The organism is Paraburkholderia sp. JPY419, assembly GCF_050435705.1.
Lineage (GTDB): Bacteria > Pseudomonadota > Gammaproteobacteria > Burkholderiales > Burkholderiaceae > Paraburkholderia > Paraburkholderia youngii.
This window is the reverse complement of the sequence record NZ_JBNDKV010000004.1, coordinates 2,207,761-2,228,635: the sequence shown is the minus strand read 5'-3', so window position 1 is coordinate 2,228,635 and position 20,875 is coordinate 2,207,761. Positions and strand designations below refer to the sequence as shown.

Annotated in this window: 19 protein-coding genes and 1 pseudogene; 14 read left to right on the top strand and 6 right to left on the bottom strand. The window is 63.3% G+C overall.

All coding sequences use genetic code 11. The features are described 5' to 3' along the window. Positions 1-22: 22 nt before the first annotated feature. The 5 genes from QFZ91_RS38650 to glnH are packed head-to-tail and all read right to left on the bottom strand — an operon-like array spanning position 23 to position 4,219. Positions 23-1,021, bottom strand: coding sequence for a MurR/RpiR family transcriptional regulator (locus QFZ91_RS38650; protein ID WP_429570501.1), 999 nt, complete (start codon positions 1,019-1,021; stop codon positions 23-25). Next, positions 957-2,042, bottom strand: a complete 1,086-nt coding sequence (locus QFZ91_RS38645) for a C45 family autoproteolytic acyltransferase/hydolase (protein ID WP_429570500.1) — start codon at positions 2,040-2,042, stop codon at positions 957-959. Before QFZ91_RS38645 ends, QFZ91_RS38650 begins: the two co-directional genes overlap by 65 nt. Positions 2,043-2,052: 10 nt before the next feature. Then, on the bottom strand, positions 2,053-2,790 hold the full coding sequence (gene glnQ, locus QFZ91_RS38640) for a glutamine ABC transporter ATP-binding protein GlnQ (RefSeq protein ID WP_018438275.1): 738 nt from the start codon (positions 2,788-2,790) through the stop codon (positions 2,053-2,055). Continuing rightward, the gene (glnP, locus tag QFZ91_RS38635; RefSeq protein ID WP_018438276.1) at positions 2,787-3,443 is read right to left on the bottom strand and encodes a glutamine ABC transporter permease GlnP; all 657 of its coding nucleotides are present in this window, start codon (positions 3,441-3,443) and stop codon (positions 2,787-2,789) included. The genes glnQ and glnP overlap by 4 nt, the downstream gene beginning before the upstream one ends. A 29-nt stretch (positions 3,444-3,472) precedes the next feature. Continuing rightward, positions 3,473-4,219 (bottom strand): glutamine ABC transporter substrate-binding protein GlnH, encoded by a 747-nt coding sequence (glnH, locus tag QFZ91_RS38630; protein ID WP_176120984.1) that lies wholly within the window; start codon positions 4,217-4,219, stop codon positions 3,473-3,475. 403 nt (positions 4,220-4,622) lie between these two features. Here glnH and QFZ91_RS38625 point away from each other — a divergent pair, with 403 nt between their 5' ends. The 14 genes and pseudogenes from QFZ91_RS38625 to QFZ91_RS38560 all read left to right on the top strand — a co-directional run bounded on the left by QFZ91_RS38625 (position 4,623) and on the right by QFZ91_RS38560 (position 19,257). Beyond that, on the top strand, positions 4,623-5,243 hold the full coding sequence (locus tag QFZ91_RS38625) for a cytochrome b/b6 domain-containing protein (protein ID WP_429570499.1): 621 nt from the start codon (positions 4,623-4,625) through the stop codon (positions 5,241-5,243). A 3-nt stretch (positions 5,244-5,246) separates the two neighbouring features. Beyond that, positions 5,247-6,041 (top strand): molybdopterin-dependent oxidoreductase, encoded by a 795-nt coding sequence (locus tag QFZ91_RS38620; RefSeq protein WP_429570498.1) that lies wholly within the window; start codon positions 5,247-5,249, stop codon positions 6,039-6,041. Positions 6,042-6,090: 49 nt separating this feature from the next. Further along, complete coding sequence (locus tag QFZ91_RS38615; RefSeq protein WP_429570497.1) at positions 6,091-6,705, top strand: hypothetical protein; 615 nt, start codon at positions 6,091-6,093, stop codon at positions 6,703-6,705. A 257-nt stretch (positions 6,706-6,962) separates the two neighbouring features. Then, entirely contained in the window at positions 6,963-9,347 is a 2,385-nt protein-coding gene (locus QFZ91_RS38610) for a bifunctional salicylyl-CoA 5-hydroxylase/oxidoreductase (protein WP_429570496.1), read from the top strand. Next, positions 9,344-10,117 (top strand): SDR family NAD(P)-dependent oxidoreductase, encoded by a 774-nt coding sequence (locus QFZ91_RS38605; protein ID WP_429570495.1) that lies wholly within the window; start codon positions 9,344-9,346, stop codon positions 10,115-10,117. Before QFZ91_RS38610 ends, QFZ91_RS38605 begins: the two co-directional genes overlap by 4 nt. Next, positions 10,114-10,668, top strand: coding sequence for a MarR family winged helix-turn-helix transcriptional regulator (locus tag QFZ91_RS38600; RefSeq protein WP_429570494.1), 555 nt, complete (start codon positions 10,114-10,116; stop codon positions 10,666-10,668). The genes QFZ91_RS38605 and QFZ91_RS38600 overlap by 4 nt, the downstream gene beginning before the upstream one ends. 19 nt (positions 10,669-10,687) lie before the next feature. Further along, positions 10,688-11,539 carry an enoyl-CoA hydratase family protein gene (locus QFZ91_RS38595; protein ID WP_429570493.1) on the top strand — a complete coding sequence of 284 codons (852 nt, stop codon included), beginning with the start codon at positions 10,688-10,690 and terminating at the stop codon, positions 11,537-11,539. A 1-nt stretch (position 11,540) separates the two neighbouring features. Next, positions 11,541-12,752 carry an acyl-CoA dehydrogenase family protein gene (locus tag QFZ91_RS38590; RefSeq protein ID WP_429570492.1) on the top strand — a complete coding sequence of 404 codons (1,212 nt, stop codon included), beginning with the start codon at positions 11,541-11,543 and terminating at the stop codon, positions 12,750-12,752. Next, on the top strand, positions 12,749-13,189 hold the full coding sequence (locus QFZ91_RS38585; protein ID WP_176120955.1) for an acyl-CoA thioesterase: 441 nt from the start codon (positions 12,749-12,751) through the stop codon (positions 13,187-13,189). The genes QFZ91_RS38590 and QFZ91_RS38585 overlap by 4 nt, the downstream gene beginning before the upstream one ends. Continuing rightward, the gene (locus tag QFZ91_RS38580; RefSeq protein ID WP_429570491.1) at positions 13,189-13,584 is read left to right on the top strand and encodes a RidA family protein; all 396 of its coding nucleotides are present in this window, start codon (positions 13,189-13,191) and stop codon (positions 13,582-13,584) included. The genes QFZ91_RS38585 and QFZ91_RS38580 overlap by 1 nt, the downstream gene beginning before the upstream one ends. Before the next feature lie 84 nt (positions 13,585-13,668). Continuing rightward, on the top strand, positions 13,669-15,309 hold the full coding sequence (locus QFZ91_RS38575) for an AMP-binding protein (RefSeq protein WP_429570490.1): 1,641 nt from the start codon (positions 13,669-13,671) through the stop codon (positions 15,307-15,309). A gap of 33 nt (positions 15,310-15,342) precedes the next feature. Then, the gene (locus QFZ91_RS38570) at positions 15,343-16,566 is read left to right on the top strand and encodes a dienelactone hydrolase family protein (RefSeq protein WP_429570489.1); all 1,224 of its coding nucleotides are present in this window, start codon (positions 15,343-15,345) and stop codon (positions 16,564-16,566) included. Positions 16,567-16,885: 319 nt separating this feature from the next. Beyond that, entirely contained in the window at positions 16,886-18,379 is a 1,494-nt protein-coding gene (locus QFZ91_RS38565) for an MFS transporter (RefSeq protein ID WP_429570488.1), read from the top strand. 45 nt (positions 18,380-18,424) lie between these two features. Further along, positions 18,425-19,257, top strand: a pseudogene (locus QFZ91_RS38560) (AraC family transcriptional regulator). Positions 19,258-19,305: 48 nt separating this feature from the next. Here QFZ91_RS38560 and QFZ91_RS38555 read toward each other — a convergent pair. Then, positions 19,306-20,670: an MFS transporter gene (locus tag QFZ91_RS38555; RefSeq protein ID WP_429570487.1), complete on the bottom strand. Its 1,365-nt coding sequence runs from the start codon at positions 20,668-20,670 to the stop codon at positions 19,306-19,308. Between the last annotated feature and the right edge of the window lie 205 nt (positions 20,671-20,875).

The window sequence follows — 20,875 nt, the reverse complement described above, 5'->3', positions numbered from 1 at the left end:
GAGTTCGCAACCCTCGCCAGCATTAGTCCGTCTCGATCCCCAACGCGGTAATCAATCGTTCGCGCCGCGATAGCGCCTGCAAAGACCGCTTCCCCAGATGCGTTGCAACCAGATTGAGCAGGCCTTCGCAAAAGATCAGATACGCACCCATGCTATTGCTGAAGAAACTGCTGTCATGCGGAATCAGAAACGCGTGCCGTGCGGGCGGCACCAGTGGAGACGCGAGCGTATCCGTGATCGCGATGACCGTCATACCCGCCTCGGCGGCTGCCTTCGCAGCTTCAGCGACGCTGCGCGTATAAGGCGAAACGCTCGTGACGACCACCACATCGCCGGGTTGCAACTGCGCGAGTCCTTCAGCCACGCCGAGCCCTTGCGCATCTAGCAGTGCGACGTCGGTGCGGATCATCCCGAGCCCATAGCAAAGAAAGCTGGCGAGCGCGCTGAACTGCCGCAAGCCGTGCACGCGCACGCGCGGCGCCCCCGCCAATAGCGCGGCCGCGCCGCGCAGATCGTCAGCCGATAGCCGCGCGAGAAACGTCTCCACATTGACGATCGATTCGTGCGCGAGTTGCACGACGACCTCGACTTCGGGCGACGTTCCGCTATTGGCGGGCGTGTGCGCACGCTGCTTTTTCCCTGCAACGAGCCGCTCCGCCTGATTCGTATAGAAATGCCGGTGACGCTCCGCCAGCGAATCGCGAAACACGCTCTGAAAATCCGCGAACCCTGTATAGCCGAGCTTCGTGCTGAGCCGCGTCAGCGTCGACGCATTGACGTCGAGTGCCGTCGCCAGATCGGTGATGGTCCGCACGGCCACTTCCTCCGGCCGTTCGAGCAGCCACGCCAGCACGGCGTGCGCCTTACCGCCGAGCGACAGGCCCGCTTCGTCGCGACCGATGCGCACCACCAGTTCGCGCAGCGCATCGACGCTGCGCGGCGCGCCAGCGACGGCTTCAGGCGCGCCCGCCTCGTCCGTGTTCGCCGGCTTGCGGCGCTTCGTGCGTAGGTTTGTGTCCATTGATCAATCGATATCGCGGCGGCGTCCCTAGTTGTTCATAAACGTCCCATTCTATGTGAGACGCCCTGATCACGATATCAGCGGTTGCGAGCGTGTTTTCGTCGTCGGGATCGGCGGGATCGGCGCGGTAGATCGGCAGCGATGCGTCGTGCGTGTCCGCAAGGATCGCGAGCGGCTCAGGCGCATGCCCCGCTTCGCGTGCGTCCCGCAGCATCCGGTCGCCGCGCGCCTGCCGACTACGCGATGAATCGGTCACGAGCTGAGCGAGGCCGTGCATCGGCGGATGAATCGCGTGATTCGCATGCAATGACGGCTGCGTGATCTCCTGCACGGAACAACCGTGCGCGCTGTACTCGACGCTCAGCAACGGCGCGCTCGCCTGATGCGCAAGCGTCAGATGGAAGCCGCCCGCGCGGGGGTTGTCGCGCACCACGGCAACGGCCGCATCGAGATCGCGCGCATCCAGCAAGGCGCGCGTGAGCACCATGCGCGGCACGCCCGCCTCGGTCTGGCGCACCCGCAGGTTGTTTACGGTGACGGCAAGACCCGCGTCCGTCACGGCGAACGTATGGCCCGGCAGCGAGCCCGGATACACGAACGCCGCGAAGCCCGGACTGCCGTCGATCCGGCACGCGGCAATCGCGCAATGCCCCGCGAAGCCTGGGTCGCCGTCTTCGTTGTGACTGATGCGCTTGCCATCAACCGATGGCAATTGCACCGTCGTGCAACCGTCGGGCGACGCAGCCCACAGGTCGCCGCGGCAGTTCCACAGGAACACATCGTCGAAGGGCAGTTCGAGGCCATCGGCAAGCCCCTGCAATTCCGCCCAGATACGCGGAAAGCGCTGCTGCGTATGTGCGGAAAGCGCGACGGCGAGCGGCGTGCCACGCCATTGCATGACGTCGCGCCAGGCGGCCGATTGCACCAGGTGGCGATGCGCGGCCAACGCGCCGAAGCGGCCTAGCGCCTCGCCCGCGTCGAACGGCGAGCCGGATATTTCGATGAATCCGATTGCAGACATGAGTTCGAGATCATTCGACGTGTTGAAGGAAATCGCGCAGGCGCTGATTCGGCGGATTGTCGAGCAACTGCGCAGGCGGCCCGTCGACCGTGATGTGGCCGTGCTCCATGAAGATAAGACGTGTGCCGACCTTGCGCGCGAACGTCATTTCGTGCGTCACGACGACCATCGTCATGCCCTCTTCCGCCAGCGACTGCATCACCCGCAGCACTTCCTGCCGCAGTTCGGGATCGAGCGCCGAAGTCGGCTCGTCGAACAGCATCAGCTTCGGCTTGACGGCCAGCGCACGCGCAATCGCGACGCGTTGCTGCTGGCCACCCGACAACTCGCTTGCATAGTGCCCGACGCGGCCCGCCAGGCCGACTTTCGTCAGCAGCTCGTGCGCGAGCGTTTCAGCGTCGGACTTGCTCATGCCGCGCACCTGACGCGGACCGAACGCGACGTTTTCGAGCGCCGTCAGTTGCGGGAACAGGTTGAACTGCTGAAACACCATGCCCGCTTCGCGGCGAATCTCGCGCACTTTCTTCGAGCCGCCGTGCACGCTGATGCCATCGACGATCAGATCGCCGCCGTCGATATGCTCCAGCGCATTGATACAACGCAGCAGCGTCGATTTGCCCGAACCCGACGGACCGATCAGCACCACCACTTCGCCCGCGCGAATGTTCAGATCGACGCCGTCCAGCACGGTGGTCTGCCCGAAGCGCTTCGTGACCTGCTTGAACTGCACCATATCGAGCGCGCTCATAGTATCCGCATCCTCTTTTCCATCGTGCGCAGACAGAACGTCAGCACACCGATCATGCACAGATAGATTGCGGCCACGGCCGTCCAGATTTCAACGGCCCGAAAATTCGCCGCCATGATTTCCTGGCCCTGACGCGTGAGTTCACCGACGCCGATCACGATGAACAGCGACGTATCCTTCAGGCTCACGATGAACTGGTTGCCAAGCGCAGGCGTCATGCGGCGAATCGCAACGGGCCCGACGACGAACCCGAGCACGCGCCACATCGGCATGCCCAGCGCGAGTCCCGCTTCCTTCAGTCCGCGCGGCACCGACAGGAACGAGCCGCGCACGATCTCGGCGATATACGCGCCCGAATTGACGATGATCGACACGATCGCGGCCGTCAACGCGTCGACGCGCACGTTAAGCAGCACGGGCAGAGCGAAGTAGATGAACATCACCTGCACGACGATCGGCGTGCCGCGCACGAACTCGACGTACGCGAACGCGATCTTCTGCATGAAGGCGTTCCCGTACGCGCGCATCAAGCCGAACAGAAAGCCGACCGCCAGGCCTCCCGCAAGGCCCGCGATGGTGATGAGCACCGTCAGCTTCGCGCCCTGCAATAGTGCCGGTAACGCATCGACGACGACTGACAGATCGAACTGCATGACTTGCCTCTCCCGCAGCCGTTGCGTTATCAGGACTTCGTCGGCTCGGCGCCGAACCACTTCTTGTAGATCGCCGCATAGCGACCGTCAGCCTTGATCTTCGCGAGCGCCGCATTGACCTTCGGCACGAGCGGGCTGCCCTTCGGAAAGCCGATGCCGTATTGCTGCGCCATCATCTGCGCACCGACCGCCTTCACATGGCCCTTGCCGGCCGTGTTGATGTAGTAGAGAACGTTCGGCGTGTCGTGCATCGCTGCATCGACGCGTCCTGTCTGCAACTCCAGATACGCGTTGTCGATGTTCGGGAACTGGCGCAGATCGGTACCCGCGAAATGCGCCTTCGCGTAATCCGCCGCCGACGTCCCCGTCTTGATCGCGAGCGACTTGCCCTTCAGGTCGTCCGGGCCCTTGATCGCGCTGGTGGCCGGCACCATCAGCGTGAAGCCGCTGTCGTAGTAGCCATCGGAGAAGTCGATCACTTTCTTGCGCTCGTCCTTGATCGTGATGCCCGCGAGCGCGACGTCGACGTTATGAGTTTGCAGCGCCGGCAGGATGCCGCTGAAATCCATCGGCTGCAGCTTGTAGTCGAGCTTCAGGTCCTTCGCGATGGCTTCCCACAGGTCGATATCGAAGCCGACGTATTTGTCGCCCTGCTTGAATTCGAACGGCACGAACGCCGTGTCGCAGGCGACCAGCAAGGTCTCCGCCCGCGCGGCGTGACCGAGGACGGAAACGGCGACGAGTGCAGCCGCGGCGAGCTTTGCTACGAGTTTCATGACGACCTCTTCGAGGTGGGGTTGAGGAACGACAGCAAACCGATTTGCGATGAGTATCATTCCGCAACTTTATTTGCGCAATAGTTTGACGCGCAAATTTGCTTGCGAATCGGGTATACCCCGATGGGAGATGTCGGACGGAAGGCGCTGGGTGCCGAAGCGTGTCTTTGCGCCGAAGCGCTTGTGCCCGGCGCAATAGGGCATGCCGGATGCTGCGAATCCCTTGGGGCGGGACGGCTTTCGCGCGCGGTGTGTGTCGCTATTGAAAGTCGGTTGCAAGGGAAAAATCTTCACGCGCGACGGAATAACGGTCGATCGATCGCGTTAGCCCTTGTGTTGCAGATGGCACCCTGACGGTCGGAGGGCGATTCGGTGTCGACCGGCTTGCTCCCGCGCTACTGGCATGAATGCCACCGAATCTGGAGTGATCTTGAGTCACAACATGGTTCAACCCGGATGGGTACGGATTACGCACTGGATCAATGCTGTCGCGGTCGTGCTGATGGTCATGAGCGGCTGGCAGATTTACGATGCGTCGCCAATCTTTCCAGCCATTCAGTTTCCACCTTCGATCACACTTGGCGGTTGGCTCGCCGGCGCGCTGCTATGGCATTTCGCCGTGATGTGGCTGCTGGTCGCCAATTTTCTGGTCTATCTCGCGCTGAATCTGGCGTCCGGTCGCTTGCGACGCAAACTGCTGCCCATCAGGCCGAAACAGTTGGCCGCCGATCTAATCGCCGCGCTGCGCGGGCGCCTGAAACACGACGACCTCGCGCACTACAACTCGGTGCAGAAGCTCGCCTATCTCGTCGTGATCGCCGACATCGTGCTGATCGTGTTGTCGGGGCTCGTCATATGGAAGTCGGTGCAGTTCCCGCTACTGCGCATGCTGATGGGCGGATATGACAATGCGCGCGTCGTGCACTTCGTATGCATGAGCGTCCTGGTGGCGTTTTTCATCGTTCACGTCGCGATGGCCGCGCTCGTGCCGCGCTCGTTACTGTTGATGATACGGGGACGATAAATCGTGACGATCCGCAAACGCACCGCGCAAAATGGCAGTTTTCTCGCGACACATGCCGAATCGATCATCCGCGACGCACAGCGCGAACTCAAATTGCCCGCGCGCCGCCTGTTCGGCCGGCGGCTGCTGACCCTGGGCGGCATCGCGATGCTCTCCGGTTGCGATCTGACCAACGACAAGGCAGTGAACACCGCGCTGCGCCGCATCTCGCTCTTCAACGACCGCGTGCAGGCGCTGCTGTTCGATCCGAACAAGCTGGCGCCCACGTATCCGGAGTCGATGATCACGCGGCCGTTTCCGTTCAACGCGTTCTATGAGATCGACGATGTACCCGAGATCGATGCCGCGACCTACCGTCTGCAGGTCACCGGCCTCGCGTACGGCAAGCGCACCTGGTCGCTCGACGAACTGCATGCGCTGCCGCAGGAAAGCCAGATCACGCGTCTTGTCTGCGTCGAAGGATGGAGCGCGATCGGCCGCTGGGGCGGCGTGCGCTTTTCCGAATTCCTGCGTCGCGCGGGTGCGGACACGACTGCAAAGTACGTGTCGCTGCATTGCGCGGACTACAACTACTGGACCAGCATCGACATGCCGACGGCGCTCCACCCGCAGACGCTGCTCACGCTGACTTACGACGGTGACGTGTTGCCGCCGAAGTATGGCTTCCCGATGAAGCTGCGCGTGCCGACCAAGCTCGGCTTCAAGAATCCCAAGCATATCGTCGCCATCGAAATCACGAACCAGTATCCGGGAGGCTATTGGGAGAACCAGGGCTACAACTGGTTCAGCGGCTCGTGAAGCAATGATGTCGTTCCCCCGTCCTTCAACCATCCAGTTGGGAGGTTCTATGACATTCCGCATCAAACTTGGCGCAGCCTTGTTGGCTTCCGCGCTCGCGAGCGCTGCTATCGCGCAGGCGCCCGCCACGACGCCCACGCGCATCCGTGGCGAAATCGTGTCGCAAAACGGTGAGACGCTCAAGGTCCATCGCCGCAGCGGCGATACCGTGTCGGTCGATGTGAAGCCGGATGTGCGTGTCTCGGCTGTGAAAACGATGCAGCTATCGGATATCAAGCCGGGTACGTTTATTGGCACGGCTGCCACCACGGGCCCCGACGGCAAGCTGACGGCAACGGAAGTGGTGGTGTTCCCCGAGTCCGCGCGCGGCACGGGCGAAGGGCATTACCCGTGGGACCTGGGCCCGAAAAGCTCGATGACCAACGCGAACGTCGACTCCGTCGTGCAGAGCACTAACGGACGCGACCTGAAGCTGTCGTACAAAGGCGGCAGCAATGTGGTGACGGTGCCGCCAAACGTGCCCGTCGTCACGTTCACGCCGGCGGAGCACAGCGATCTTACGGCCGGCAAAAAGGTGTTCATTGTCGCAACGCCTGCGTCGCAGGGAAGCTACGTTGCGCAACGCGTCGTGGTCGAAAAGGACGGCGTAGTGCCGCCGATGTGACCGCTGACCTTCGCCTCGGCGAGCGCCACGCACGGCGTCGTGTGTCGACGCCGCGCGTGCCGACGCATCGTCACGATTGATTTGCCTGGATGGGGTGCATTCATCTCGCTGCCCGCCGACCGCGCAGCCGCACGAGCATCGTCTGCGGATTCATGCTGGCTAAATTCCTCCATGCCGGCAATCCCGAAATTTACTTGACATCTAAACTATCAAAACCTAAATTAATCTCAACGCGGAGTTCATTTTGGGGAACCAGCATGCGCATAGTTTGTATCGGGGGCGGCCCGGCCGGTTTGTACTTCGGTCTGTTGATGAAAAAACGCAACCCCGGCTATGAAGTCACGGTGATCGAGCGCAACCGCCCCTATGACACCTTCGGCTGGGGCGTCGTGTTCTCCGACCAGACGCTCGGCAATCTGCGCGCCGCCGACGCCCCGAGCGCCGAGGCGATCCTCGACGCGTTCAATCACTGGGACGACATCGAGATCCACTTCCGCGGCCGCAGCGTGCGTTCGTCGGGCCACGGCTTTTGCGGCATCGGTCGCAAACGCTTGCTGAATATCCTGCAGGCGCGCTGCGAAGAACTCGGCGTGAAGCTCGTGTTCGAAACCCAGGTCGTGGACGACAGCGCATACGACGCGGACCTGATCATCGCGAGCGACGGCCTGAACAGCGCCGTGCGCCAGAAATACGCGCACACCTATCAGCCGGACATCGACGTGCGCGACTGCCGCTTCGTGTGGCTCGGCACGAAGAAGCTGTTCGACGCGTTCACGTTCGCGTTCGAGGAAACCGAATTCGGCTGGTTCCAGGCGCACGCCTACCGCTTCGACGATCAAACCTCGACGTTCATCGTCGAAACCCCGGAACGCGTATGGCGCGCCGCCGGTCTCGACGAAATGAGCAAGGAAGACAGCATCGCGTTCTGCGAGAAGCTGTTCGCGAAGTACCTCGACGGCAATGCGCTGATGTCGAACGCAGCGCATCTGCGCGGCTCGTCGCAATGGATCCGTTTTCCGCGCGTCGTCAACAAGGAGTGGGTGCATTGGCGCCGCAACGCGAACGGCACACGAACGCCGATCGTGCTGATGGGAGACGCCGCGCATACCGCGCACTTCTCGATCGGCTCGGGCACCAAGCTCGCGCTCGAAGACGCGATCGAACTCGCGAACAGCATCAGCGCGCATACGGGTTCACATCCCGACGATCTGACCGCAGCGTTGAAGCACTACACCGAAGTACGCAGCGTCGACGTGTTGCGCATCCAGAACGCCGCGCGCAATTCGACCGAATGGTTCGAGCACGTCGATCGCTATACGTCGTTCGAGCCGGAACAGTTCGCCTATTCGCTGCTCACGCGCTCGCAGCGCATCTCGCACGAGAACCTGCGCGAGAGAGATTCGCAATATCTGTCCGGCTTCGAAGACTGGCTCGCGAAGCGCGCGGGCGTCGAGCGCGCGGCGGACAAACATTCGATTCCGCCGATGTTCACGCCCTTCAAGGTGCGCGGCGTCACGCTGAAGAATCGCGTGATGGTGTCGCCGATGGCGCAGTACTCGGCGGTAGACGGCGTGGCGGGCGACTATCACCTGATGCATCTCGGCGCGCGCGCAATGGGCGGCGCCGCGCTCGTGATGACCGAGATGACCTGCGTGTCGCCCGAAGCGCGCATCACGCCGGGATGCCCCGGCATGTACGCGCCCGAGCATCTGGCCGCGTGGAAGCGCATCGTCGATCTGGTGCATCTGCAATCGGATGCGAAGATCGGTATCCAGCTCGGCCACTCCGGCGCGAAAGGTTCGACGCGCGTCGCGTGGGAAGGCATCGACCAGCCACTCGACGAAGGCAACTGGCCGCTCGTTTCGGCGTCGCCGCAGCAGTATCTGCGCGGCATCAGCCAGCATTCGCGGGAAGCCACGCATGAAGAGCTACGCGCAATCGAGCAGCAGTTCGTGAAGGCGACGCGCATGTCGATCGAAGCGGGTTTCGACTGGCTCGAATTGCACTGCGCGCACGGCTATTTCCTGTCGAGCTTCCTGTCGCCGCTGACGAATCACCGTACCGATGAATACGGCGGCTCGCTCGAAAACCGTCTGCGTTATCCGCTGCAGGTATTCAGCGCGATCCGCGCGGTGTGGCCGCAGGACAAGCCGATCTCGGTGCGGATTTCCGCGCACGACTGGGTCGAAGGCGGCAACACGCCCGACGACGCCGTGAAGATCGCGCAAGCGTTCAAGGCGGCCGGCGCGGACATGATCGACGTGTCGTCGGGCCAGGTCAGCAAGGAAGAAAAGCCCGTGTTCGGCCGCATGTTCCAGACGCCGTTCGCCGATCGCGTGCGCAATGAAGCCGGCATCGCGACGATCGCGGTCGGTGCGATTTCCGAAGCGGACCACGTGAACAGCATCATCGCGGCTGGCCGCGCGGACCTGTGCGCGATCGCGCGTCCGCATCTCGCGAATCCGTCGTGGACGTTGAACGAAGCGGCGAAGATCGGCTATCTCGACATCGCGTGGCCGAAGCCCTACACCGCCGCGAAAATGCAGCTCGAACGCAACCTCGAACGCGAGCGCGCGCAGGCCATCGCCAACGCCGGCCTGACGGCGCAACAACGCGCGCAACGCGCCGAAGGAACCGTGTGAACACGTCAGACACCTCTCTCGCCGGCCAACACGCGGTCGTCACCGGCGGCGGCAGCGGCATCGGCGCGGCCATCGCGCAGGCGCTGCTGCGCGCCGGCGCGCGCGTCACGCTGATGGGCCGCAACGCACAACGCCTCGAAGCGCAGCGCGAACGATGCGCGGCACTCGGCGACGTCGCGTGTATCAGCGTGGATGTCACGCAAGAAGAGTCAGTGGCGCGCGCATTCGGTGAGGCGGGCGCCGTCGATATCCTCGTCAACAACGCGGGGCAGGCGCAGGCCGCGCCGTTCACGCACACCGATCTCGCGCTCTGGCAGCGCATGCTCGACGTGAATCTGACCGGCGTGTTTCTCGGCACGCGCGCTGTGCTGCCGGGCATGCTCGAGCGTGGCTATGGCCGCATCGTCAACGTTGCGAGCACCGCGGGGCAGATCGGCTATGCGTACGTCGCCGCGTATTGCGCCGCGAAGCACGGCGTGATCGGTCTCACGCGCTCGCTCGCGCTCGAAACCGCGACGCGGGGCATCACCGTCAACGCAGTGTGCCCCGGCTACACCGAAACCGAGCTGCTGCATGCATCGCTCGAACAGATCACGAGCAAGACCTCGCGCACCGAAGCCGAGGCGCGCGACACGCTGCTGCGCTCGAATCCGCAGCGCCGCTTCGTGAGTCCGGAGCAGGTCGCGAACGCGGTGTTGTGGCTGTGCCGCCCCGGCTCGGATGCGATCACGGGGCAATCCATTTCCATTTCGGGTGGGGAAGTAACGTGAGCAAATCAACACAAGCAAAAAAGTCGGCGGCGGATGCGAAGCCGTCGCGCAAAGGCGTCGCCCAACCCGCGGAGAACGTCGTGGACCTCGAAATGAGCACCGGTGCGGACAGCCATATGGGCCTGCGTCTGTGGTTGCGCATGCTGACTACCACCAATCTCGTGCAAGCCGAATTGCGCAAACGTCTGCGCACCGAATTCGACACCACGTTGCCGCGTTTCGATCTGATGGCGCAACTCGAACGACATCCCGAAGGCCTGAAGATGACCGAGCTGTCGCGCCGTTTGATGGTGACGGGGGGCAACGTCACCGGCATCACCGATCAGCTCGAAAAAGAGGGGCTCGTCACGCGCGATACCGATCCGAACGACCGCCGCTCGATCAGCGTGTGCCTGACGCCCGCTGGCCGCAAGGCGTTCGACAAAATGGCCGTCGCGCACGAGCAATGGGTCGTCGAAATGTTCGGCGGCCTGAGCCTCGACGAAAAGATGAAGACCCATCAGGACCTCGGCAAACTCAAGCGGCATCTGCTCGACAGCCTGAAAGGCTGACTTCGCACTGGAGGCATACATGACACGATCCAACGCCGACGCACTGTTGGCCGGCAACCGCCTGACCCTGGCAGGCTATGAGGCGAAGCACTTCGGCTGGTCGGTGACCAGCAAGGTCGCGACGATCACGCTGAACCGCCCCGAGCGCAAGAACCCTCTGACCTTCGAATCGTATGCGGAGTTGCGCGACCTGTTCCGCGACCTCGCGTACGCGACCGACGTGAAAGCCGTCGTGCTGCACGGCGCGGGCGAAAACTTCTGCTCGGGCGGCGACGTGCACGACATCATCGCGCCGCTGATCGATCTGCCGATGCCCGAGCTGTTGCTGTTCACGCGCATGACCGGCGACCTCGTCAAGGCCATGCGCCATTGCCCGCAGCCGATCATCGCGGCCGTCGACGGTGTCTGCGCGGGCGCCGGCGCAATCCTCGCGATGGCTTCCGATCTGCGCCTCGGCACTGCGCGCAGCAAGCTCGCGTTCCTGTTCACGCGGGTCGGCCTCGCCGGTTGCGACATGGGCGCATGCGCGATGCTGCCGCGGCTCATCGGCCAGGGACGCGCCGCCGAACTGCTGTTCACCGGCCGCTCGGCAAGCGGCGACGAAGCTCACGCATGGGGCTTTTACAACCGCCTGTGCGACCCGGCCGCGCTCATTGCAGAAGCGCACAAGCTCGCCGCCGATCTCGCGTCCGGCCCGACCTTCGCGCACGGCATGACGAAGAAGATGCTGCACCAGGAATGGAGCATGAGCATCGACGAAGCGATCGAATCCGAAGCGCAGGCGCAGGCGATCTGCATGGGCACGCGCGACTTCGAGCGCGCGTACGACGCGTTCGCGGCGAAGACAGGTCCGGTGTTCGAAGGAGACTGAGTTGAGCGCCGACCATCAGAACACGCCGATCGACTTGCATAACCCGCTCGCGTGGCCGTTTTTCGAGCCGCGTCATCGCCAACTCGCGGGCGGCATCGACGCGTGGTGCCGCGAGCATCTCAAGCATCAAGATCATGGCGACACCGACGCGACCTGCCGCCTGCTGGTGCGTGAACTCGGTGAGGCCGGCTGGCTGAAATACGGCGTCGGTGGCGTCGCCTATGGCGGCCACGGCGACACGATCGACACGCGCGCGGTGTGTCTGCTGCGCGAAACGCTCGCGCGCTATTCCGGCCTCGCCGATTTCGCACTGGCAATGCAAGGGCTCGGCTCAGGCGCGATCTCGCTCGCCGGCACGCATGAGCAGAAATCGCGCTATCTGCCGCGCGTCGCGAGCGGCACGGCGATCGCCGCATTCGCGCTGTCGGAGCCGCAAGCGGGCTCGGACGTCGCGGCGATGGCGCTGGCCGCACGCGAAGAGGGCGACCACTACGTGCTCGACGGCGAGAAGACGTGGATATCGAACGGCGGAATCGCGGACTTCTACGTGGTGTTCGCGCGCACCGGCGAGGCACCGGGCGCGCGCGGCATCAGCGCGTTCATCGTGGATGCAGAAACGCTGGGCCTGGATATCGCCGAGCGCATCGACGTGATCGCGCCGCACCCGCTAGCGCGTCTTAGCTTCACGAACGCGCGCGTGCCGAAGAGCCAGATACTCGGCGCGCCCGGCGAAGGCTTCAAGATCGCAATGCGCACGCTCGATATTTTCCGCACGTCGGTGGCGGCCGCATCGCTCGGCTTCGCGCGTCATGCGATGGCCGAAGGTCTCGCGCGCGCGGCGTCGCGCAAGATGTTCGGCCAGACGCTCGGCGACTTCCAGTTGACGCAGGCGAAGCTCGCGCAGATGGCGCTGACGATCGACAGCAGCGCGCTGCTCGTCTATCGGGCCGCGTGGCTGCGCGACCAGGGCGAAAGCGTCACGCGCGAAGCCGCGATGGCGAAGTGGCACGCGAGCGAAGGCGCGCAGCAGGTGATCGACGCAGCCGTACAGCTTTACGGCGGCATGGGGGTGCAAAGCGGCAGCGCGGTCGAGATGCTGTACCGCGAGATCCGCGCGCTGCGCATCTACGAAGGCGCGACCGAAGTGCAGCAGTTGATCGTCGGCCGCGATCTGTTGAAGGCGCATGCCGCCGCGAACGGTAACGCGCAATGAGTACATCGTTCGAGCGGCCCGTCCGCATCCGCTTCTCGCACTGCGATCCCGCGGGCATCGTGTACTTTCCGCAGTACCTCGTGATGACCAACGTGCTCGTCGAAGACTGGTTCAACGAGGGCCTGCGCATCGACTACGCGCACATGATCGCGCGGCGCCGCATCGGCCTGCCGATCGTCAAGCTCGACTGCGAGTTCTCGCGGCCGAGCCAGATGGGCGAAACGATCCTGCTCACGCTCGAGGTCCACACCATCGGCCGCAGTTCAATCGGCATCGAGATTCACGGGCATTGCAACGGCGAAACGCGCTTTCGTTCGAAACAGGTGCTCGTGTTCATGTCGTTCGACAGCGCCAAATCGATCGATATTCCCGGCGACATCGCGAGCGCGCTCGCGGCGTACGCTCCATCGCCCTCCCCCATCGAGGCTCAGCGCTGATGAAAAAAGCTCTCCTTCCCGCCGGCTGGGTCAAACCGCGCGGCTATGCGAACGGCGTCGCGGCGAGCGGCACACAGGTGTTCATCGCCGGCCAGATCGGCTGGGACGAACAGGCGCAGTTCCATTCCGATGATTTCGCGCGGCAGTCCGAGCAGGCGCTGAAGAATCTGCTCGCCGTGCTGCGCGAAGCGGGAGGCAAGCCCGAACATCTGGTGCGCCTCACCTGGTACGTGACCGACAAGCGCGAGTACCTCGCATCGCTGAAGGACATCGGCCGCGTGTTTCGCGAGCTGATCGGCGACTACGACATCGCGATGAGCGCGGTGCAGGTCGTCGCGCTGATGGAAGACCGCGCGAAGGTCGAGATCGAAGCCACCGCGGTGATTCCGCACTGAAGGTCATACAGGTATCGAACGCACAGGCAAGCCCTTCACACCGAACGAAGCGCATTTTCCGGCTCAACGCCCCGGGAGACCATGATGGAACCGTCAGCACACGTCGATACTTTCGCGCGCGACAATCTTCCGCCGCAGGATCAATGGCCCGTCTTTCTGCTCGACAATCCGGACGTCGCCTATCCGCCGCGGCTGAACTGCGCGACGGAACTGCTGGAGCGGACCATCGAGGCGGGGCATCGCGACCGGCCGGCGATCTGGTCCGACGTGGATGGCAAGCCTCAAGCGACCACGTATGGCGAACTGCTCGCAATGGTCAACCGCAGCGCGCATGTGCTCGTCGATGAAATTGGCTTGCGGCCCGGCAACCGGGTGCTGCTGCGTGGACCGAACACGTTGCAGATGGCCGTCACCACGCTCGCGGCGCTGAAGGCCGGGCTCGTCGTCGTGCCGACCATGCCGCTGCTGCGCGCGAAGGAACTCAAGCAGATCATCGAGAAAGCGCAGGTCAGCGCCGCGCTTTGCGACGCGCGCCTGACCGCGGAACTCGAGCGCTGCACGAATTCGCGCGACGAGTTCTACTGCGCGGTGCTGAAGCAGACGCGCCGCTTTCACGACGATTCCGCCGATTCGCTCGAGACGCTCGCCGTCAACAAGCCCGAGCACTTCACCGCGTGCGACACCGCCGCCGACGACGTCTGCCTGATCGCGTTCACGAGCGGCACGACCGGCGCGCCGAAAGGCTGCATGCATTTCCATCGCGACATGATCGCGATGTGCGATCTGTTCCCGCGTCATGTGCTGAAGCCTTCCGCGAGCGACATCTTCTGCGGCACGCCGCCGCTCGCGTTCACGTTCGGGCTCGGCGGCCTGCTGTGCTTTCCGCTGCGCGTCGGTGCGTCGACGGTGCTCGTCGAAAAGCTCACGCCGCAGACCTTGCTCGACGTGGTCGAACGTTTTCATGCGACCGTGATGTTCACCGCGCCGACGTTCTATCGGCAGATGGCGCCGCTCGTTGCGCAACATGACGTGTCGTCGCTGAAGAAGACCGTGTCGGCCGGCGAGGCGCTGCCCGATTCGACGCGGAGTCTGTGGCGCGACGCGACTGGCATCGACATGATCGACGGCATCGGCGGCACCGAGCTGATTCACATCTTCGTTTCGTCGCAAGGCGCGGAGATCCGCCCGCACGCGATCGGCCGCGCGGTGCCGGGCTACGTCGTGCAAGCCGTCGATGACGACATGCACCCGGTACCGCCCGGCACGATCGGCAAACTGGCGGTGCGCGGTCCGACCGGCTGCCGCTATCTGGCCGACGACAGACAGTTGCGCTTCGTGCGCGATGGCTGGAACCTGCCGGGCGATTCGGTCTATCTGGACGCGGACGGCTACGTGTTCTACCAGGCGCGCGCCGACGACATGATCGTGTCGGCCGGCTACAACATCTCCGGTCCTGAAGTGGAAAGCGTGCTGATGCAGCACGAGGCGGTGGCCGAATGCGGCGTGATCGGCGTGCCCGACGAAACGCGTGGGCAGATCGTGCGGGCCTTCGTCGTGGTGAACCCCGGCTACACGGCCGACGATAAACTGGTCGCGCAACTGCAGGATTTCGTTAAGAATAACGTCGCGCCGTATAAATATCCCCGCGTCATCACGTTCGTCGGCGCGCTGCCGCGCACTGAAACCGGCAAGCTCAAACGTTTCGAGTTGCGCATGATGACGTAACCCGTATCTATCATAAGACTGGAGACAGACCGCATGGCCGGCTCTTTCATCGAAGTCGTCGCCCACGATGGCGGCCGTTTCAACGCTTACGTCGCGCGCCCCGCGCAGGGCTCGGGCCCGGGGCTCGTGCTGCTGCAGGAAATCTTCGGCGTCAATGACACGATGAAGGCGACCGCCGATCGCTACGCCGAAGAAGGCTACGTCGTGCTCGTGCCCGATCTGTTCTGGCGCATCAAGCCGGGCATTTCGCTTGGCTACGGCGACGCCGATATGAAACAGGCGCTCGGCTATCTGGGGCAGTTCGATACGGATGTCGCCGTGAAGGACATCGCCGCCACGATCGCCACGTTGCGCGAACTGCCCGAGCAGGCTGGTAAGGTGGGCGTGGTCGGCTACTGCCTCGGCGGCAAGCTCGCGTTTTTGAGCGCGGCGCGCACCGAAGTCGATTGCGCGGTCAGCTATTACGGCGTGGGGCTTGACGCGCATCTCGACGAAGTATCGGCAATCAACTGCCCGATGGTGTTCCACTTCCCTGAAAACGACGCGCACTGCCCGCCCGAAACGCGCGAACTCATTGGCGCCGCACTGCGTACGCGGCCGCAGATCGAGCAATACGTGTATCCCGGCTGCGATCACGCGTTCGCCGCGCCGCAGCGCAAGCAGTACGACAAGCCCGCCGCGATGATGGCGTACTCGCGCACCCTCGCGCTGCTGCGCAAGGTGCTCGGTCCGGTCTACGATCTGAACGCGCTGTGGGAAGCGCATTGCTATCACGAGTTCGCGACACGCGACGTCGATGCGGTGATGCCGACGATGGTCGCCGAGCCCTACGTCAATCACGTGCCGACGATGACGGGCGGTGTCGGGCATGACAATCTGAAGCGCTTTTACACGCATCATTTCGTCAACTCGAATCCGCCCGATACGAAGCTGATCCCGATTTCACGCACGATCGGCTCGGATCGCATCGTCGATGAGTTCATTTTCAGCTGCACGCATAGCTGCGAGATCGACTGGCTGCTGCCGGGCGTCGCGCCGACCGGCAAGTACTTCGAGGTGCCGATGCTCGCCGTGGTGTGCTTCCGCGGTGACAAGCTCTATAACGAGCACATCTATTGGGATCAGGCTTCGGTGCTCGTGCAGGTGGGGCTGCTCGATCCGGAGGGTTTGCCGGTGGCGGGGATTGAAAGCGCGAGGAAGTTGCTGGATGAGACTTTGCCGTCGAATGGGTTGATGGGGGGTAAGTCGAAGGTTTGAGGATGTGGTCATTCCCTCGATGAAAAATCGGGCGATCATCCGGTCATAGAATGACGGCGGCCGCTTTATAAACGACGCGTCGTCGCCGCCACGAGAAAATGAAACGCCTTCTGAACCGGGTAGTACACGTTGCCAACCATCACCGCGGGCGGCTCGAAGAAACACGGCCTCCCCTACGAGATCAAGCGTTATGGGCGCGATCCGAAGAGCCGCCGCCCAGGATTTCGTAGTTGGACGCGAAATGCGCGGGTGCTAGACTCGAAAACCCATCGTCGGTGATCGACCGAATCCGCGTAAATCCGCGTAAAGGGGCACCCGCATGACCCACTCCCTCCACGGCAAGCAACGTTGGCTCGCACTGATCGTGCTCTGCCTCGGCGTGCTGATGATCGTGCTCGACACGACCATCGTGAACGTCGCGCTGCCGTCCATCGCCACCGATCTCGGCTTTAGCGAAACCTCCCTCGTATGGGTCGTCAACGCCTACATGCTGACGTTCGGCGGCTGTCTGCTGCTCGGGGGACGGCTTGGCGATCTGTACGGACACCGCAAGCTGTTCCTGTGCGGCATTACGCTCTTCACGCTCGCTTCGCTCGCCTGCGGCCTCGCGAATTCGCAAGTGCTGCTGGTCGCCGCGCGCGCCGTGCAGGGCCTGGGTGGTGCGATCGTCTCGGCGGTCTCGTTGTCGCTGATCATGAATCTGTTCACCGAACCCGGCGAACGCGCGAAAGCGATGGGCGTGTATGGCTTCGTCTGCGCGGGCGGCGGCAGCATCGGCGTGCTGCTCGGCGGACTGCTCACCAATCTGCTGAGTTGGCACTGGATCTTTCTGGTCAACCTGCCGATCGGCATTGCGGTGTACGCGCTGTGCCTCGCGCTCTTGCCCGCCGCGCGCGGACACGCGCACGGCGAACGGCTCGACGTGGCCGGTGCGCTCAGCGTGACCGCATCGCTGATGCTGGCGGTCTATGCAATCGTCAACGGCAACGAAGCGGGCTGGACTTCTGCGCAAACGCTCGGCCTGCTGTGCGTCGCGCTCGCGCTGCTTGCGGTGTTCCTCGCAATCGAGGCGAGAGTCGAACATCCGTTGATGCCACTCGGTCTGCTGCGTTTGCGCAATGTCGCGACCGCGAACGTGGTCGGCGTGTTGTGGGCGGCCGCGATGTTCGCGTGGTTCTTTATTTCGGCGCTGTATCTGCAGCGCGTGCTCGGGTACCGGCCGTTGCAGGTGGGGCTCGCGTTTCTGCCCGCGAATCTGATCATGGGACTCTTTTCGCTGGGATTGTCGGCGCGTGTGGTGATGCGCTTCGGGCTGCGCGGGCCGCTCGCGGCGGGCCTGCTGATCGCTGCATGCGGGCTCGCGCTGTTCGCGCGCGCGCCCGTCGGCGGCAGCTTCGTCCCCGACGTGTTGCCCGGCATGTTGCTGCTCGGCTTCGGCGCCGGCATCGCATTCAACCCGCTGCTGCTCGCCGCGATGAGCGATGTCGATCCCGCCGATTCGGGCCTCGCGTCGGGCATCGTCAATACGTCGTTCATGATGGGCGGGGCGCTCGGGCTCGCGGTGCTCGCGAGCCTTGCCACGGCGCGCAGCGAGGCAATGCAGGCGTCGTCGAGCGCGGCGGCCGCGCTGAACAGCGGGTATCACGTCGCGTTTCTGTTTGGGGCGGTCTTTGCGACGGCGGCCGGCATGCTGGGTGGGCTGTTGCTGAGGCCGGAGCAGGCGGGCGGCGCTGCGGGCGCGCAGAGCGAGGTGGTGGAGTCGCCCCGGCCCTCCGCCGCGACTGCAAAACAGCAAGCGCGATCAAATGCCTGAGTTCGCCGCTGACTATGCTGGCTTCATGCTGACATGAGAGCTGACATGAACCCGGTTGGAAAAGCGCTCTGGTATATCGAAAGCCACTTCGCGGGCGAATTGACGCTCGACGATATCGCCCGCGGTGGCTGCGTATCGCGCTTTCATCTCGCCCGCGCGTTCGAAGCGGCCACCGGGATGCCGGTGATGCGCTACGTTCGCGCACGGCGTTTGAGCGAGGCCGCACGACGTCTCGCGGATGGTGCGCCCGACATCCTCGCGGTCGCCCTCGACGCCGGCTACGGCTCTCACGAAGCATTCACGCGCGCGTTTCGCGACCAGTTCGGGCTCACGCCGATGCGCTGCGCGCGCGGGGTCATCTCGACAACCTGAGCATCGTGGAGCCGATCAAAATGGACGAAACCCTTCTGACCCATCTGGAACCGCCGCGCTTCGAAGACGGCAAGCCGCTTCTCATCGCTGGACTGAGCGAGCGCTATACGTGCGAGACCAGCAAGGCGATTCCCTCTCAATGGCAGCGCTTTGGCGCCTGGTACGGCAGGGTGCCGGGACAGGTCGGCAAGGTGGCTTATGGCGTTGGCTATAACGCCGACGAATCGGGCAACTTCGACTATATGTGCGGCGTCGAAGTCAGCGATTTTTCCGCATTGCCGCCGGAGCTGGGTCGCGTGCGCATCGCGGCGCAACGCTATGCGGTATTCAGTCATCGCGAGCACATCTCGGGCATTCGTCGCACGATGAATACGATCTGGAATCAGTGGTTGCCCGCATCAGGGCACGTCCCTGCCGATGCACCGCACTTCGAACGGTATGGCGAGCAGTTCGATCCGGTGACGGGAATGGGTGGAGTCGAAGTCTGGTTGCCGCTGAAAAGCTGATGCCTGATTCGGCGGATGGCCGCTGCGACCGGCCATCCGCCTTATCGATCACGGAGTGGCGTGTCCCTGGTCATGCAATGCATGCACGTCGTCGTATTCCCGCGAAATGTCCTTATTCGTGTAATCGCCGAGTCGCAAGGCAGCGGCCACGCTAATCACCGCGCACGCGAATACATACCACGCCACCGCGAATCCCGAATGGAAGTAGGCATAAAGCGCGGTCGCAATCAACGGCGCCGGACCGCCAGCGATGACGGAAGCCAACTGGTATCCCATCGACGCGCCGCTGTAGCGCAAGCGCCCCGTGAACGATTCTGCGATCAACGCGGCTTGGGGACCGTACATCATTGCGTGCGGCACCAGCGAAAGCACGATCGCCGCGAAGATCCATCCCGGGTTATGAGTTCCGACCATGAAGAAGTACAGGAAGCCGAATAGCCCGACTGCAGCGGCGCCGATTACGTACATGCGTCGGCGTCCGATCAGATCGGACACGTGACCGAACAACGGAATCGTGAAGAATTCCAGCACCGAAGCAGCCAGCACCGCGGTGAGCAACAGATCGCGTGTAACGCCCAGACTCATCACGCCATAGGTGAAGATAAATGCCGTGAAAATATAGAAAGGCGCCTGTTCGGCCATACGTGCAAGAGCCGATAGAAGAATGTCTTTCGGCTGCCGGCGCAATACTTCACGCATTGGTGCCTTTTCGATCCTGCGCTCAGCGAGAAGCTTCGCGAAGATCGGCGTCTCGAGGATACTCAAGCGGATATAAAGGCCGATCGCGACCAGCGCAATACTGAGGAAAAACGGCACCCGCCAGCCCCAGGTGAGAAATGCGCTGCCGGAGATCTGGCTGGTGGCGAGCACCACCAGATTCGCGAGGAACAATCCCGCCGGTACGCCGAACTGCGGCCACGACGCGATGAAACCACGATGCTTGTTGGTGCGTGCCCATTCCATCGACATCAGCACCGAACCGCCCCACTCGCCTCCCACGCCCACCCCCTGAATAAAGCGCAGAGCCGTGAGCGCGATGGCCCCCCAGATGCCGATCGACGCGTAGGTCGGAACGAAGCCGACGGCGAATGTCGCGAGTCCCATCAGCAATAGCGTCACGATCAACGTTGCTTTGCGTCCGATGCGATCGCCATAGTGGCCGAAAATCGCCGCGCCCACGGGCCGCGCGATAAAGCCGACGGCGTAAATCAGAAAAGCCTGGAGTGTGCCGACGAGCGGGTCCGATTCAGGAAAAAACAGCTTCGCGAATACCAGACCAGTGACCGTGCTGTACAGGAAGAAGTCGTACCATTCGATCGTGGTACCGATCGTGCTGGCGATGACAGCGCGGCGCAACTGGCGCCGTGCCTCCTCTTCGGAGAGGGGCATAGCCCCAGATTGCGTGGCAGCCATTTGATATCTCCCCAAAATGGACGGGTGACATCCTTAGTTGACACTTGGGGTATTGGGGGGTTCCGGTGATTAGGCGAGATGCCGAAAGCGAAACCGCCTTTCGGCTTCTGTCATGGCTGAGAGCCTGGATCGATGAAAACCCGTATCTGAATCATTATTCGCAGAGATCCGGGGTTTGTTTCAAAGGTACATTCCGCAATTGCAT

Excerpts from the sequence above, each read along its gene's own strand:
- QFZ91_RS38570 (WP_429570489.1), top strand. The coding sequence starts at position 15,343 with ATGGCCGGCTCTTTCATCGAAGTCGTCGCCCACGATGGCGGCCGTTTC.
- QFZ91_RS38615 (WP_429570497.1), top strand. The coding sequence starts at position 6,091 with ATGACATTCCGCATCAAACTTGGCGCAGCCTTGTTGGCTTCCGCGCTC.
- QFZ91_RS38580 (WP_429570491.1), top strand. The coding sequence starts at position 13,189 with ATGAAAAAAGCTCTCCTTCCCGCCGGCTGGGTCAAACCGCGCGGCTAT.
- QFZ91_RS38625 (WP_429570499.1), top strand. The coding sequence starts at position 4,623 with ATGAATGCCACCGAATCTGGAGTGATCTTGAGTCACAACATGGTTCAA.
- QFZ91_RS38555 (WP_429570487.1), bottom strand. The coding sequence starts at position 20,670 with ATGGCTGCCACGCAATCTGGGGCTATGCCCCTCTCCGAAGAGGAGGCA.
- QFZ91_RS38595 (WP_429570493.1), top strand. The coding sequence starts at position 10,688 with ATGACACGATCCAACGCCGACGCACTGTTGGCCGGCAACCGCCTGACC.
- QFZ91_RS38565 (WP_429570488.1), top strand. The coding sequence starts at position 16,886 with ATGACCCACTCCCTCCACGGCAAGCAACGTTGGCTCGCACTGATCGTG.
- glnQ (WP_018438275.1), bottom strand. The coding sequence starts at position 2,790 with ATGAGCGCGCTCGATATGGTGCAGTTCAAGCAGGTCACGAAGCGCTTC.
- QFZ91_RS38610 (WP_429570496.1), top strand. The coding sequence starts at position 6,963 with ATGCGCATAGTTTGTATCGGGGGCGGCCCGGCCGGTTTGTACTTCGGT.
- glnH (WP_176120984.1), bottom strand. The coding sequence starts at position 4,219 with ATGAAACTCGTAGCAAAGCTCGCCGCGGCTGCACTCGTCGCCGTTTCC.
- QFZ91_RS38645 (WP_429570500.1), bottom strand. The coding sequence starts at position 2,042 with ATGTCTGCAATCGGATTCATCGAAATATCCGGCTCGCCGTTCGACGCG.
- QFZ91_RS38585 (WP_176120955.1), top strand. The coding sequence starts at position 12,749 with ATGAGTACATCGTTCGAGCGGCCCGTCCGCATCCGCTTCTCGCACTGC.
- glnP (WP_018438276.1), bottom strand. The coding sequence starts at position 3,443 with ATGCAGTTCGATCTGTCAGTCGTCGTCGATGCGTTACCGGCACTATTG.
- QFZ91_RS38650 (WP_429570501.1), bottom strand. The coding sequence starts at position 1,021 with ATGGACACAAACCTACGCACGAAGCGCCGCAAGCCGGCGAACACGGAC.
- QFZ91_RS38575 (WP_429570490.1), top strand. The coding sequence starts at position 13,669 with ATGGAACCGTCAGCACACGTCGATACTTTCGCGCGCGACAATCTTCCG.